At 42.1% G+C, this 14,682-nt stretch carries 14 protein-coding genes; all 14 read left to right on the forward strand.

Features of this window, described 5'->3' with window-relative positions; translation table 11 throughout:
- The first annotated feature begins 62 nt into the window (after window positions 1-62).
- The 14 genes from D6855_RS03145 to flhB all read left to right on the forward strand — a co-directional run bounded on the left by D6855_RS03145 (window position 63) and on the right by flhB (window position 14,661).
- Complete coding sequence (locus tag D6855_RS03145) at window positions 63-1,529, forward strand: flagellar hook-length control protein FliK (RefSeq protein WP_120737919.1); 1,467 nt, start codon at window positions 63-65, stop codon at window positions 1,527-1,529.
- 20 nt (window positions 1,530-1,549) lie between these two features.
- Complete coding sequence (locus D6855_RS03150; RefSeq protein ID WP_120737921.1) at window positions 1,550-2,236, forward strand: flagellar hook capping FlgD N-terminal domain-containing protein; 687 nt, start codon at window positions 1,550-1,552, stop codon at window positions 2,234-2,236.
- Window positions 2,237-2,270: 34 nt separating this feature from the next.
- The gene (locus D6855_RS03155; RefSeq protein WP_120737923.1) at window positions 2,271-2,696 is read left to right on the forward strand and encodes a TIGR02530 family flagellar biosynthesis protein; all 426 of its coding nucleotides are present in this window, start codon (window positions 2,271-2,273) and stop codon (window positions 2,694-2,696) included.
- A gap of 175 nt (window positions 2,697-2,871) precedes the next feature.
- On the forward strand, window positions 2,872-6,339 hold the full coding sequence (locus D6855_RS17060) for a flagellar hook-basal body complex protein (protein WP_330546820.1): 3,468 nt from the start codon (window positions 2,872-2,874) through the stop codon (window positions 6,337-6,339).
- A gap of 363 nt (window positions 6,340-6,702) precedes the next feature.
- On the forward strand, window positions 6,703-7,509 hold the full coding sequence (locus tag D6855_RS03170) for a motility protein A (protein ID WP_120737925.1): 807 nt from the start codon (window positions 6,703-6,705) through the stop codon (window positions 7,507-7,509).
- The gene (locus D6855_RS03175; RefSeq protein WP_120737927.1) at window positions 7,509-8,342 is read left to right on the forward strand and encodes an OmpA/MotB family protein; all 834 of its coding nucleotides are present in this window, start codon (window positions 7,509-7,511) and stop codon (window positions 8,340-8,342) included. The genes D6855_RS03170 and D6855_RS03175 overlap by 1 nt, the downstream gene beginning before the upstream one ends.
- 21 nt (window positions 8,343-8,363) lie before the next feature.
- On the forward strand, window positions 8,364-8,906 hold the full coding sequence (locus tag D6855_RS03180; RefSeq protein ID WP_120737929.1) for a flagellar basal body-associated FliL family protein: 543 nt from the start codon (window positions 8,364-8,366) through the stop codon (window positions 8,904-8,906).
- A 22-nt stretch (window positions 8,907-8,928) separates the two neighbouring features.
- On the forward strand, window positions 8,929-9,912 hold the full coding sequence (gene fliM, locus D6855_RS03185; RefSeq protein WP_120737931.1) for a flagellar motor switch protein FliM: 984 nt from the start codon (window positions 8,929-8,931) through the stop codon (window positions 9,910-9,912).
- Window positions 9,913-9,916: 4 nt separating this feature from the next.
- Window positions 9,917-11,149, forward strand: a complete 1,233-nt coding sequence (gene fliY / locus D6855_RS03190) for a flagellar motor switch phosphatase FliY (protein ID WP_120737933.1) — start codon at window positions 9,917-9,919, stop codon at window positions 11,147-11,149.
- A gap of 16 nt (window positions 11,150-11,165) precedes the next feature.
- Window positions 11,166-11,501: a flagellar biosynthetic protein FliO gene (locus D6855_RS03195; RefSeq protein WP_120738162.1), complete on the forward strand. Its 336-nt coding sequence runs from the start codon at window positions 11,166-11,168 to the stop codon at window positions 11,499-11,501.
- Window positions 11,502-12,443: a flagellar type III secretion system pore protein FliP gene (gene fliP / locus D6855_RS03200; protein WP_243111774.1), complete on the forward strand. Its 942-nt coding sequence runs from the start codon at window positions 11,502-11,504 to the stop codon at window positions 12,441-12,443.
- Window positions 12,444-12,469: 26 nt separating this feature from the next.
- Window positions 12,470-12,742 (forward strand): flagellar biosynthesis protein FliQ, encoded by a 273-nt coding sequence (gene fliQ / locus D6855_RS03205; protein WP_120737935.1) that lies wholly within the window; start codon window positions 12,470-12,472, stop codon window positions 12,740-12,742.
- A gap of 10 nt (window positions 12,743-12,752) precedes the next feature.
- Complete coding sequence (gene fliR, locus D6855_RS03210) at window positions 12,753-13,538, forward strand: flagellar biosynthetic protein FliR (RefSeq protein ID WP_120737937.1); 786 nt, start codon at window positions 12,753-12,755, stop codon at window positions 13,536-13,538.
- On the forward strand, window positions 13,513-14,661 hold the full coding sequence (gene flhB / locus D6855_RS03215; protein ID WP_243111776.1) for a flagellar biosynthesis protein FlhB: 1,149 nt from the start codon (window positions 13,513-13,515) through the stop codon (window positions 14,659-14,661). The genes fliR and flhB overlap by 26 nt, the downstream gene beginning before the upstream one ends.
- The last annotated feature ends 21 nt before the right edge of the window (window positions 14,662-14,682 follow it).

The following is a 14,682-nucleotide window of genomic DNA, read 5'->3' on the forward strand; positions in this document are numbered from 1 at the left end:
AGCGTAAGACTATGGGTATATTATGCCCGGTCCATAAACTTCATAGTGAAAGGAGGATTTAGATGGGCGGTGCAAACAATCCGGTAAGCTCAATCGCAGCTTATCTGACACAGGGCACTGCAGCCAATGTTTCAAATGTCTCAAGTATAAACAGCCAGAAGAATTCTTCGCAGGCTGCTGCATCAAGCTTTGATAACATCCTGAATAAAGTATCAGGCAACTTTGTACAGACAAAAACAGAAGATACTACAAAAGATGTAAACAAGCAGATGACAGGCGCAAAAGAGACAGAAGGTGCTGACACCAGGACCACAGAAGTAAAGGCAGTTACAGAAGATACAGCTAATACAGAAGTGGTTAACGAGCAGGGAAGTCAGGTAGCAGCTACAAATGAAACGGCAAACACGGAAGTTAATGACAAGCTGCAGGAAGCTATTAACGAAGCGGGGGAAGAGATCATCTCCCAGATTGCAGAAACATTTGATATCTCTGAAGAAGATATAGTATATGCGATGCAGGTACTTGGCCTTATGGCTGCAGATCTTTTAAATCCAGCAAATTTACAGCAGCTGGTAACTGAGATCTCAGGACAGGAAGCGGCCATTGATCTTATTACAGACTCTGATATATATACATCACTGCAGGACCTCATGGAGGGTGCAGAGAGTATGAAGAGCGAACTTATGAATGAGTTCAATCTATCAGACGAGGATTTACAGACAGCAATAGAGGATGCCAAAGCTGGTTTTGCAGGAATGCTTGAAAATTCCGCAGAGCAAAACCAAAATCCAGAGGTGACAAAGGAACTTGTTACTGATACTTATGGAAAAGAGCTTGAGGCACCTGATACAAAAGCACCCGTGTCTGAGGCGTTCGTTAGCGAAGCGCCAGAAGAAAAGCCAGTAGTTGTTGAAACCCATAATAACAAGGGTGGAGAGAACAAAGGCAATCTTCAAAATGGAGCTGAATCCACAAATCTTTTCAATCAGGTCATGAATAACATAGCAGATGCTGCAATGGATGTAGAGGCCACTTCTTTTGAGGGCTATACAGACAGGACCCAGATGGAAGATATCATCAGACAGATCACGGAAAAAATTACAATCACACAGGCACAGGGAGAGACCAGCATGGAGCTGGCGCTTCATCCAGCAAGCCTTGGTCATGTCAACATTCTTCTGACCAGCGGCAAAGATGGAATAGTTGCCAAGTTTACTGCTCAGAACGAGATCGTGAAAGAGGCTGTAGAAGCTCAGATGGTACAGCTTCAACAGAAGTTCAGCGAGCAGGGAATAAAGGTTACATCAATTGAAGTCACAATTGCCAGCCATGAATTTGAGCAGAATCTTGATCAGCATGGTGACAGGCAGCCAAAGGAATCAAACGAAGGAAAGAAAGTAAGGAACCTTAGAAGGATCAATCTTTCAGAACTTACAGATGATATCGAGGCTGAACCTGAAAGCGACGCAGAAAGAATTGCAGTTCAGATGATGGAAGCAAACGGAAATACAGTTGACTTCAGTGCATAATATCTTTAGGGGTGAATATTATGGCAGATACAAATTCAGTAAGCGCAATCATTAAAAATGGTGAAGTTGTTAATTCCGGACTTGCAGAAAAAGAAAAAGCAGCCAAGACTGCACCTACAGGATATGACAAAGATGCATTCATGCAGATCCTTGTAGCTCAGATGAAGTATCAGGATCCATTGGAGCCAACATCAAACACTGAGTATATATCGCAGTACGCAACCTTCACTCAGGTTGAGCAGCTCTCCAATATGGCCAATGCAATGTCTCTATCAAGAGCATCTGAGATGGTTGGAAAGACCGTTACCATTTCTCAGACCAATGCTGAGAATGGTACAACTACAGAGATCCAGGGTGTTGTAGACTTTGTTACCTACAGCGGAAACAAGGCATATCTCAATATCAATGGAACAGCTTATGACATTGATCAGGTAACACAGGTTCTTTCTACAGACTACACTGATGCAGTTGAAGCTGTATCAGACTTCCAGAAGGCTATCGATAAGCTTCCAAATCTCGACATGATCACAGAAGAGCAGCATGGCGAGACCATCGATACAATGTATGCTTACTACAATGAGGTCATGGACAAGAAAGCTAAGAACATGATGGATAAGAATTATGTAACATCACTTCTTCAGTATGTTAACAGAATTGATGACATCAGGCAGGATGACCACAGAACCTTCAAGAAGGATGAGATCTAAAACAGGTAACAAGAAAGTTTCGGAGGACAAATAAATGATAATGGATGATCAAAGGTTCATGTCAATTGGCCAGGTCCAGGATCAATATTTAAATCCTAATACTCCTAAAACAGGCAAAGAAAATAATTCTTTGCCTGTTGGAGCAAATTCTTTTGCTTCAGTACTAAATAAAGTTAAGGAAGCGTCCGATATTAATAACAGTGAAGAAACTGTTAGGTTTTCTAAGCATGCCCTTAACAGACTTAGTATGAGAAACATCGAACTTACAGGCGAGCAGATGGAGAGACTAAGTCGCGGTAAGATCGAAGCAGGAGAGAAGGGTATCAAGGATTCACTGATACTGGTTGACCAGCTGGCATTTATCGTAAATGTGCCAAGCAGCACAGTAGTAACAGCAATGGATCAGACAGAAAACAAAAGCAACGTATTTACTAACATAGACGGAGCAGTTATTGCATGATTGGACCGAAGCGGGATTCAAGGCCAGAAGTGCCACCCGCCAGGAAATCTTTTGATCCGGACAGACTGCCGGATCAGTCGCAAATAGCTTCGTCCGAAATCCGGAAATAATCCATAAGTATCTGGTGAATATTTATGTCTTATTTCTATATTCAAATGATGGAGGACTTTGCCTTATGATGAGATCACTTTATTCTGGTGTTGCAGGACTTCGTACACATCAGACCAAGATGGACGTTCTTGGTAACAACATTGCCAATGTTAACACAACATCTTACAAATCCCAGTCAATCACATTCTCAGACCTTATGTATCAGACAACACAGACAGCATCTGGCGCATCAGAGACAAAGGGTGGTGTAAACGCTCGTCAGATCGGTCTTGGTGCCAAGTCTGGTGCTATTTCTACAGCAATCGAATCTCAGGGTGCAACTCAGACCACAAATAACCCATTCGATATCATGATCACAGGTAGCTCATTCTTTATCGTAAACAACGGTAAAGAAAACCTCTATACAAGAGACGGCTCTTTCTACGTTGACGGTGCCGGCAACCTTGCTATGCAGTCAAATGGTTACTTTGTACAGGGCTGGGCAGCAAAAGAAGATAAGAAGACTGGTGAGATCAAGGTTGATAAGAATGGCGACATCACATCTCTTCAGATTATGAGCGCTGACAATGCTACATATTCTCCTGCATCAACAACAGCAGCTCTTTACTCTGGCAATATTGATGACCATGATACAAACGTAACATCTGATGATGGTAAGACAATCACTCTTGAGTTCTACGACAACAAGGGTTATCTCTATACAGGTAAATTTACACTTAAGGATACTGGAACAGATCATCTTTTCTCACTTCAGCTCACAGATATCCTTGATTCTGACGGAAATTCAATCAACCAGGAGATCACACTTCCTGACGGAACAAAGACAAACAGACTTGACCATGTAACTTTTGGTAAGACAGAGACTGAGAGCAAGAAGATCTCTGAGGGTTACTACCTTGAGAACGGAACAGACAATACTGTTTCTGTATGGCGTGAGGCTAATTCTCCAGTTTATTCAGAGTACACTATTAAGGCAACAGGTGAGGGCTCACTTGATAATCTTCTTAAGATAGACGGATTCCTTGATGAGGTTTATCCACTGGAGTCTGGCGAAACATACAGAGATCATTACGGAGATATTACTTCATATACTATTACAAAAGATTACCTTACAATCATATATAATTCTGAAGATGCCAAGCTTGCTACAGATACTACAAAACAGTATACAAGTGTTGCTACATCAAATGAAAACCCATACTACTTTAACCGTACAACAAAGTTTGGTTATGCACTTCCTTCTGCTTCAGACAGCGGAGCATACAAGTTAGAAGGAAAGCTCTCAGATCTTAATCAGGGTCTTATCCAGGATGTATTTGGAATTAGCGCTACAGATATTGATCCATCCAAGTACGCTGATTATAACTACAAATTCAACAAGGATACAAATGTTCTTACAGTAAGTGCTAATAAGGGACCAACTGTTACTCCAGTTCCTGTTGATACAGCTGCCCTTGGAACTACATATGATGAATATTTTGAAGGTGCAAGGGGACTTACTGTAAGCGATCTGATTACAAAGATAGGTGACGGAACAATCCAGAGCCCTGCAGGTAACAATTACCTTTCATCTACATATTCATATGCAGAAGATGGAACTCTTACAATCAAAGGAAAATACAAAGCTCCTGCAACTGGTGTTACCGGCAGCTTTGGCGTTACTGCAACAGAAGATCCTGAGCTCTTTGCACTTCTTTCCGCTGGAATTAACGCTGATCTGGATAGAACTGCTCTTAGTACTGCGCAGCTTGATGATCTTAAAAAGGCAGTTGTGCCTCAACTTGCTAACCAGTTCACATTTACACTTAATGCTGCTGGGGATGAGCTTACTGTTTCAAGTGGTTATTATTCAGAAATTATCACAGCTGGAGATCTCTTCGATGAAGTTGTACCTACTATGACTCCTGGCGGAACAACTACAGCTGTTGGAACATCTCTTTCAACTGATGCAAAGGATGATCTTCAGTCAAAGCTGGATGGTTACTATGCAGGAATGGACGATTTTAAGTTTAGACTTTCTGCAACAAGTCCTTCTAATAAATTTACTGTAAGCTATAATGATGGCACTGCTGTTCGTGAAGTTGAGATAGATGGAACTTACACAGCACTATATGCTCACCTTAACACATTGCCTGTTTCTTACACTCCAGCTACTCTTACAGCTGAGCAGAAAGAGGAGCTTTATGCTAATCTTGGTCTTTCTGAGACAGATATTACTTCAGCAAGATTTACTTATTCAGCAAAGAGCCTTACTGGCACAACTGGTTATATGGTGAATATAGTCTATGACGGCGATGTTGAACAGGAAGCTACTGTCGATACATTCCACCATGTATCAGCTACTCATACAGCTGATGCAGCTACATATGAGTACGGGGTACCAACTACTGTGTTCAGAAATAAGGATAAGACAACTGAGGGCTATGTTCTTACAGGCGCAGCATCAGATGGAACATATACTCTGGATCAGATCAGAACACAGTTTGGTAATGATGATACAATGCTTGAAAAGTTCTATGCTGATGGAACAACATTTGACAGTCTGAAAGGCGAATATTCTACTCTTGATGATAGCAAGTTTACAGTTCAGTTTGTAGGAAGCAGAATGATCGTATCTCACGAACAGACAGATCCCAACAAGATCAGCAACGATTATGAGGCTTCTCTTGATTCAGCAACAGGTACAGTAACTTATAAGACTGTCAACCCTACCAAGATTGCTGATAAACTTCCTTCATCTGGAAATATTTCAGACCTTCTTTCTTCAGCAACTGGAGATTATAAGGGCATCCTTCAGAAGATCTTTGGTGTAAGCGATGATGTAGCCAGAGCATTCGGCGGAGATGGAACATACAAGATTGCAGAAGACCTTAAGAACATCGAGCTTACAACTGGTACACATACAATCATGCTTGAGTTTGATGCTGCAAACGGATCACTTGTAGATGCAAATGACAACTCAGTAGGATATGGTCTTGTAAACATGATCTTTGATCAGGACCCTAAGTACGGAATGGAAGCATTTGGTTACCAGAGAGGTGACAATGATCCTGCAGAGATGGTTGCTGGACATGTTACATTTGATTTCTCAGCTGTTACTAACTACAACACCAGCGGATCATCAACAGTAAAGGCTGTAAAGGGTGACAAGAAGAGTCTTAATACAGGTAGAGCAGTAGGTGAGATGAACGGTGTCAACATTTCAACTGACGGACGTATCTACGCTACATACTCAAATGGTCAGACCAAGCTTCTTGGACAGATTGCATCAGCTCAGTTTGCAAATGCATCTGGTCTTTCAAAGGAAGGCGACAACCTGTATTCATCAACACTTAACTCTGGAGAAGCTACAGTTCAGGATATCACAACTGACGGTGGTTACATGAACACTGGAGTACTTGAAATGTCAAACGTAGACCTTTCAAGAGAGTTTACTGAGATGATCACAACACAGCGTGGTTTCCAGGCTAACAGCCGTATCATCACAGTATCAGATACACTTCTTGAGGAACTCACCAACCTTAAGAGATAATAAGCAATTTATGGCATAATAATCCATCAGATAACTCCCTCGGAAAAAAATCCGAGGGAGTTTTTATTTTTTACTGTTAACATTGATGAAATAGTGGTAGAATATGTTTGATACCACAAGATGTAGTATTGTGTCTATTTTAGACTCTTTTTCAGATGTTGGGGGATTATTTTATCTTAATTTTATTTCATATTCTTTCCCAATTAGTGAAATTATGCTCCAAATATGTCTAAAATGTGAACGGAATTAGCGGTTTTTCGACCTGAAAAGTGGTAAAATTAGGGTATAAAGAAATTTAATTTCATTATTGATTGAAAAAATTAGAAAGTTTGAAACTTTTTATATTAAAAAGGGGGAAATGTTGTGGATATTGCTTCATTACTCGGTGTAGGACTATGTTTCGTCTTCATGATCCTCAGTATCGTGTTCTCTGCCGGTATCGGAGGTGTTAAATACTTCGTGGATGCTCCTTCCATGATGATCACATTCGGTGGTGCGTTCATGGCGGTTTTGGGATCCAGAAGTATGCCAAGCTTCATCAATGGTCTGAAGTCATATACCATGATCTTCAAACAGCCTTCAGATGACACCAAGGCAGTAATCAAGAACATTATCGACTTATCTAATACAGCTAGAAAGGAAGGTCTTCTTGCACTGGAAGAAGCGGCTGGGAGCCTTGAAGATCCCTTTATGAAAAAGGGAGTTATGCTCATAGTTGACGGTACAGAACCAGAGCTTGTTAAGAGTATTCTAGAAGCTGAGATCGATGCCATGGCTGAGCGTCACAAAGAGAACTATTCATTCTTTGCAGACGTAGCAGGTATGGGACCTTCCTGGGGTATGATCGGAACCCTCCTTGGACTGGTTCTTATGCTTCAGAACATGTCAGACCCGTCATCAATCGGACCATCCATGGCGGTTGCCCTCATTACAACATTCTATGGTTCAGTTCTTGCTAACTGGTTCTGTTATCCTGCTGAGAATAAGCTTAAGGCCAGAAGCAATGCGGAATATATGAGTAAGAGTATCGTTATTGAAGGACTTCTTTCTATTCAGGCAGGAGAGAACCCTCGTGTTACAGAAGAGAAGCTTAAGTCATTCCTTTCACCTGCTGACAGATCAGCTTATGAAGCAGAGAATGGCAGTGGAGATGCTGGCGGAGGAGAATAATGGCTAAGAGACAGGAAGAAATTAAGCCCGGCTTGCCTGCGTGGCAAGGTACCTTCGGTGATCTGATGAACCTGCTTCTTTGTTTCTTCGTTTTGCTTTTCTCCATGGCTACAATGGATGCAGCGAAATTCGAAGAGGTTGCAGCTTCCTTTAGTTCAGCTTTTGGTATCTTTTCAGGCGGTGAAATGGCTATTGGCCAGGGCGCTTTAATTGGAGATGGTGTATCCCAGCTTACAGAGCTGTCTTCTTATATAACATCCATGGGTCTTGCTCAGAGCGGAGATGATTCTGATTCTGAAGAGGCTGATGTGGGTGATATGGAACAGGAAGAACTCATGGAAGCTGCAGAGGCAGAGCAGCTTGAGGCCTCAGCGGAGCTGGCAGAGAAGATAGAAGAGGCTCTTGAAGAGGGAGAGATAAATGATCTCGTATCCCTCAACTACACCAGTCAGTTTGTGGAACTTACTATTCAGGGATCCATTCTTTTTGATTCAGGTAAGGTTGAACTTAAAGAGGATGCGCTTCCGGTTGTTGAAAAGGTAGGACAGATCCTTGAGTCCTATGCAGGCGGAACCATTGAGATCGAGGGACATACTGATAATATCCCTATGGGCGGTGGTGGCAAGTATGCCAACAATGATGAGCTTTCATCAGGCAGAGCCCTTACGATCTTCTATTATCTTACAGAAAATACAACTTTGGACCCTGCAAAGCTCGTTCACACTGGCAGAGGACAGTATGATCCTATTGCAGATAACTCAACTGATGAGGGAAGAGCCCGCAACAGAAGAGTTGAAATCAAGATATACAATCCTTTGAGTGCTTCATACTAATTTGAGGGGAGAATCAAAAACATGAAAAAGAATCTGTTATCAATAATTATCCTGGCACTTCTTATAGTGAATCTGGGTATGACAGGATTTATGCTTCTTAGTGTCATGACTACCAATTCACAGACAGCACATCTTATCTCAGATATTGCTGCAGCCCTTGAGCTTGAGGCCAACGGCGGAAGTAACGGAGGATTTTCTGGATCAGCATCAGGAAATGTTGCTGTAACAGATGTGGCAACCTTTGGATTTACTGGTGATGAGAAGCTCACCATCAACCTTAAGGCTGGAGCCGATGGCAAGAGCCACTACATGGTAGTCGAGGTTGTGTTCTCAATGAACAAGGCAAGTGCTGATTATGCAACTCTTGGAACTGAAGAGTCCCTTGCAAGTATGAAAGAACTTATTAAGTCCAAGGTAACAACAACTCTTTCTGAATACAGCATGGAAGAACTTCAGAGCGGCTCTGTAGAAGAGGCAAAAGAGAAGATCCTTGAAGGTGTTCAGGAGATGTACAATTCAAACTTTATCTATGATGTAAGCTTTTCTAGCGTGCTTTATAACTAATTTGTTTTAGAGGAGATTCACATTGAGCGAAGTACTATCACAAAGCGAAATAGATAGTCTGCTGTCGGCGATTTCGACAGGTGAGCTTGATATGGAACAGATGCAGGGCAACGACGAGAAGAAAGTCAAGGACTACGACTTCAAACGTCCCGCCAAGTTCTCTAAAGAGCACTTGCGTACCCTGGAGATGATCTATGAGCACTATGGACGTCTTTTATCAACGACCCTTCCTCTTTACCTTCGTAAGAACGTTACAGTTTCAGTAGCTAACTCCGAGACGGTTACATATTCTGAGTTTTCTAACGCTCTTTCGAACCCGGTAATCCTGGGAGTCATAAGCTTCCTGCCATTGCAGGGAACCATCATATTGGAGCTTCAGGCCAATATAGGTTTTTCCTTCATTGACAGAATGCTTGGAGGTGAGGGAGCTGGTCTTGATAAACCGAGGCCCTTTACAGACATTGAGATGCCTCTCATTGAGAAGCTGGTTACCATCTGCATGCAGTTGATGGTGGAACCATGGCAAAACGTTGTGGCTATCAATCCTGTAATGGAGCGAATTGAGACCAATCCACAGTTTGCACAGGTTATATCACCTACGGACATGATAGCTATTGTCACTCTCAATATTAAGATTGGCGACACTGAAGGACTTATGAATGTCTGTCTTCCTTATTTCACCTTAGAGAGTGTCATGGATAAGCTGAACACCAAGTTCTGGTTTTCTACCATGCAAAAGAATGCAGAGGAAGACTACGAAGAGTATCTTGAGGCTATGGTCAGACATGTGGATGTTCCGGTTAAGGCAGTCCTTGGCAGATGTAATGTTTCAGTTAATGATTTTGTTCACTTACAGGCCGGAGACATAATAAGGCTTGATAACAGAGTTAATACAGACATGCAGGTTTACATAGGAAATCTATTTAAATTCACTGCATTGCCTGGTACCGCAAAAGATAAATACGCCGTTCGTATAACGTCGGTAGTAAGAGAGGAGGAAGAGTAGGAGCATGGATGGAATGTTATCTCAGGACGAAATTAATGCTTTACTTGCCGGTATGGATCCAGCCGGTGGTGGCGATGCTGCGCCTGCAGATGCTCCTGCGGACGCTGGAGCTCCAGAAGCTTCAGTTGCCACAGCACCAGTAGGTGGAGGCGATATTGATGAAACTCTCCTTACTGATTCAGAGAAAGACGCAATTGGTGAGGTTGCCAATATAAGTATGGGCTCCTCAGCAACAACGCTTTACTCTCTGGTCAATCAGAAGGTTAATATCACCACTCCTCAGGTAGAACTGGCTAATTGGGAGAATGTTATTAGTAACTATGAAAGACCTTGTGTATTTATTCAGATCAAGTACACGGTTGGTCTTGATGGAACTAATATCCTTATCCTGAAAGAGCACGACGTTATGGTCATCACAGACCTGATGATGGGCGGTGATGGAACCAATACAGATGGAGAGATCGGTGAACTTCAGCTTTCAGCTATTTCTGAAGCCATGAACCAGATGATGGGAGCTGCTGCGACATCTCTTTCAACAATGATCAATCAGAAGGTAGATATCAGCCCTCCGCAGGCTACACTGCTTGATATGATCAATGATGATCCATCAGACATAGCAGAGTTCCTTACTGGAACCTTTGTTAAGATTTCCTTCAAGATGCAGGTAGGTGATCTTGTGGATTCAACTCTTATGCAGTTGTATCCTATAGATTTTGCCAAGACACTTAAGGATACCGTTATTGGCGCAGAATCTGCTTCACAGGAAGCTGCTCCTGCACCAGCTCCAGAGCCAGCTCCAGCACCAGCTGCTGCCGCTCCTCAGCCTATGCCTATGCCAGCTATGGATCCTGGCATGATGGGCGCTCAGCCAATGCCTCAGATGGCTATGCCACAGATGCAGATGGCTATGCCACAGATGCAGATGACTCCTCAGATGATGAACATGAACATTCAGCCTGCACAGTTCCAGACCTTCGCTGGTGGAACTACAATTATGGCTGGTGGAGAGAATATTGGAATCATCAAGGACGTTCCTTTGGAAGTTACTGTTGAGCTTGGACGTACAGCTAAGCCTATTTCTGACATCCTTGATTTTGCTCCTGGAACCATCATAGAGCTTGATAAGGTTGCAGGTGAGCCTGTAGACGTTCTTGTAAATGGTAAGTTTGTTGCCAAGGGAGAAGTTGTTGTTATCGAGGAGAGTTTTGGCGTCCGCGTAACAGAGATTGTTCAATAAGAATGGAGCATTCTTTATGAATACCTATTTGCAGTTTATAACCATGCTTATTATCTTTGTTGTTGTTTTGGCTGCCACTTACTTTTTTACCAAGTGGATGGCAGACTTTCAGAAGGATAAGACAGCATCAGGTAATATAGAGGTAATAGAAACTGCCAGAATATCAGCTACCAAGTATATTCAGATTGTCCGCATTGGCCAGAAATACATGGCCATTGCTGTGGGCAAGGACGAGGTGACAAACCTCGGGGAAATATCCAGAGAGGACCTTATTTTCAAGGAGGAAAATCCTGAGGAAAACCTTAAGTTTAAGGACATTCTTGAAAAATTTAAAGGTGAGATTAAGAAGTAAATGGCTAGAAACAGGGGAGAGCACAATAACAATCACATAAGAACTCTTTTAAGGAAAGGGCTTCTTTCAGGCCTTGCCTGTGTTGTTATGGCTTCTTTCCTTGTCTTTTCCATTCCTCTTACTACTCAGGCTACTGAAACTGTAGTTAGTGACACAACACCTACAGACCCAACAGTGGACAGGGATACTGCTCTTACCGGTACAAAAGATGAGAGGACCAACATAACTGATCCCGGAAGTGCTGAGACCCCAGAGGACCTCAAGGAACTTAATATAGCAAATACAGTGACTGTGACCTATAACAACGGTAACGGTTCACTTAACGGCGCGCTTAGAATACTTATTACTCTTACTTTGATATCTTTGGCGCCAACACTTCTTGTGATGATGACCTCTTTTACCAGGATCATTGTCGCACTTCATTTCACAAGGACTGCCATTGGTACCCAAACATCACCTCCAAACATAGTGATGATTGGGATTGCTTTGTTTATGACCCTTTTTATTATGCAGCCAACTCTCACAGAGGCATATAACACAGCAGTTATCCCATTTGAGAACGGTGAGATGGATCAAAAAGAGTTTTTTACAGAGGCCATGAAGCCCTTCAGGCAGTTTATGTATGGCCAGACACAGACCAAGGATGTAAGGCTCTTTATGCAGATAGATGGCATAGAGTGGGATGGTGAACTTGAGAGTATACCCAATGTGGTGCTGGTTCCAAGCTTCATAGTCAGCGAACTTAGAACTGCATTTATCATTGGATTCCTTATATATATTCCGTTTATTGTAATTGACATGGTTGTGGCGTCGGTACTTATGAGTATGGGTATGATGATGCTGCCGCCGACCACGATTTCGCTTCCGTTTAAGATACTCCTGTTCGTTCTTGCGGATGGTTGGAGTCTTATCATTGGCAATCTTGTTAAGTCATTTTATTGATTGCGATTTAGAGAGGAGGAAAGGCTATGATCACACTTGCAGATATTAACCAAATAGTTGCTGAAGCGCTGATGATGGTTATCAGGATGTCACTTCCTATACTGCTTACATCCATGATCATTGGTCTTGTAATCTCCATTTTTCAGACTGTTACTTCCATTCAGGAACAGACCCTGACATTTGTACCAAAGGTTATCGGTGTGTTTACAATAATCATGCTGATGGGCAACTGGATGCTTACAGAGCTTTCTGGCTATATCAATAATCTTTGGTCAGATTTTTCGAAATATGTCCGCTAGGTTTTAGCTTATGATCGACTATTCATTTAGCTACGGTGATTTAGAAGTTTATCTTTTGATAGTGATGAGGATCATGTCCTTTATATTTGTCTGTCCCTTCTTTGGAGGCAGACAGACACCTAACCAGGTCAAGATAGGATATGGACTTCTTCTTTCTATACTTTTGTATGGAGCTGTACCATTTTATCCTCCATCTTATAACACAGTGGCAGGTTATACAGTCATTGTGCTTAAAGAGGTAATGGTAGGGCTGCTTATTGGCTTTGCAGTTACGCTTTGTCAGCAGATCGCATCATTTGCGGGTTCTGTTGTGGATATGCAGATCGGTCTTTCCATGGTTTCCATGATGGATCCTGCGACCAGTCAGCAGGTTACTATTACCGGATCTCTTTATTCACAGTATCTGACTATTGCGCTTATTATTACAGGAATGTACCAGTACATATTAAGTGCGCTGGTGGATAGTTTTAAGCTTATCCCCATAAATGGCGCTGTGATCAATCCTGACAAGATGCTTAATGTTATGCTGGATTTCATGAAAGACTACATTGTGATCGGATTTAGAATCTGTCTTCCAATCTTTATCATCACTTTTATCACCAATGTAGTTCTGGGTGTACTTGCGAAGGTTTCGCCACAGATGAATATGTTCTCTGTAGGTATTCAGATAAAGATCGTTGTTGGTCTGATGATAATGTTTATCACAGTAACGATGCTTGCAGACGCTTCAAACTTTATATTCATCAATATGAAGGAGATGATAGCTGATTTTGTATACAGCATGCAGAGCGGTTGATGACGACAACCTGTTAATCAAATATAATCTGCAGTTCTTTGCTGAAGATGCAAATGGTGCTGAAAAGAGCGAAGAGCCTACCACCAAAAAGCTGGACGACGCCAGGAAAGAGGGACAGGTTGCTAAGAGCCAGGAAGTAGCAACTGCCTTTTCTTTACTTGCGCTTTTTGTTATTTTAAGAATCCTGTATCCATTTATTGGCTCAAACTTCCAGGCTATTTTTGAAAGGGTATATAACAACATTCCAAATGTTGCAAGAACCTATGACGGATATCTTCCTGTAGCTACTATTATCAGCATTTTGAATAATGCTATTTTGACAATGCTTCTTATAGCAGCTCCATTTCTTATTATTGGTTTTCTGATCGCCTTTTTAAGTGACCTTGTACAGGTCGGATTTAAGCCAACAAGTAAACCACTGCAGCCAAAGCTTTCTAAGATCAATCCCATAAGCGGAATGAAAAAGATTTTTTCAACAAGAAAGCTTTTTGAGCTGGGTAAGTCTATCTTAAAGCTTGCGGTTATGGCAGTTGTTATTTATTCGTTCTTTACAGGAAGGACAGAATCTCTTTTCCTGCTGTATGATATGCCTCTTAAACAGGCTATAGGGCTTATGGGTGATCTTATCATTTCCCTAGGACTTAGAATTGGCGTAGCTTACATGATCATTGCCATAATGGATCTCATCTACCAGAGACGCAAGTTCAAGAAAGATATGATGATGACCAAGCAGGAAGTTAAGGATGAGTACAAGAACTCTGAAGGAGATCCTGCAGTTAAGAGTGCTCAGAAGCGACGTATGATGGAGTCGTCCAGAAGACGTATGATGCAGCAGCTGCCACAGGCTGATGTTGTTATCACGAACCCTACTCACTATGCAGTAGCCATCAAGTATGACGCTGAAGAAGCAGATGCACCTATCGTTGTAGCCAAGGGCTCTGACTATCTGGCACAGAAGATCAAAGAGATTGCCAAAGAAAACGGTGTAGAGATAGTAGAAAACAAGCCGCTTGCCAGAATGCTGTTTGCCAATGTTGAGATTGGAGAGATGGTTCCACCTGAGCTCTATAAGGCAGTAGCTGAAGTTCTTGCTTATGTATATCACTTAAAGGGCAAGATTTAATTACGATTTGAACTGATTTTT

It is taken from the genome of Butyrivibrio sp. CB08, assembly GCF_003625485.1.
Taxonomy (GTDB): Bacteria; Bacillota; Clostridia; order Lachnospirales; family Lachnospiraceae; genus Butyrivibrio.

Excerpts from the sequence above, each read along its gene's own strand:
- D6855_RS03145 (WP_120737919.1), top strand. The coding sequence starts at position 63 with ATGGGCGGTGCAAACAATCCGGTAAGCTCAATCGCAGCTTATCTGACA.
- D6855_RS03150 (WP_120737921.1), top strand. The coding sequence starts at position 1,550 with ATGGCAGATACAAATTCAGTAAGCGCAATCATTAAAAATGGTGAAGTT.
- D6855_RS03155 (WP_120737923.1), top strand. The coding sequence starts at position 2,271 with ATGATAATGGATGATCAAAGGTTCATGTCAATTGGCCAGGTCCAGGAT.
- D6855_RS17060 (WP_330546820.1), top strand. The coding sequence starts at position 2,872 with ATGATGAGATCACTTTATTCTGGTGTTGCAGGACTTCGTACACATCAG.
- D6855_RS03175 (WP_120737927.1), top strand. The coding sequence starts at position 7,509 with ATGGCTAAGAGACAGGAAGAAATTAAGCCCGGCTTGCCTGCGTGGCAA.
- D6855_RS03180 (WP_120737929.1), top strand. The coding sequence starts at position 8,364 with ATGAAAAAGAATCTGTTATCAATAATTATCCTGGCACTTCTTATAGTG.
- fliY (WP_120737933.1), top strand. The coding sequence starts at position 9,917 with ATGGATGGAATGTTATCTCAGGACGAAATTAATGCTTTACTTGCCGGT.
- D6855_RS03195 (WP_120738162.1), top strand. The coding sequence starts at position 11,166 with ATGAATACCTATTTGCAGTTTATAACCATGCTTATTATCTTTGTTGTT.
- fliP (WP_243111774.1), top strand. The coding sequence starts at position 11,502 with ATGGCTAGAAACAGGGGAGAGCACAATAACAATCACATAAGAACTCTT.
- fliQ (WP_120737935.1), top strand. The coding sequence starts at position 12,470 with ATGATCACACTTGCAGATATTAACCAAATAGTTGCTGAAGCGCTGATG.
- fliR (WP_120737937.1), top strand. The coding sequence starts at position 12,753 with ATGATCGACTATTCATTTAGCTACGGTGATTTAGAAGTTTATCTTTTG.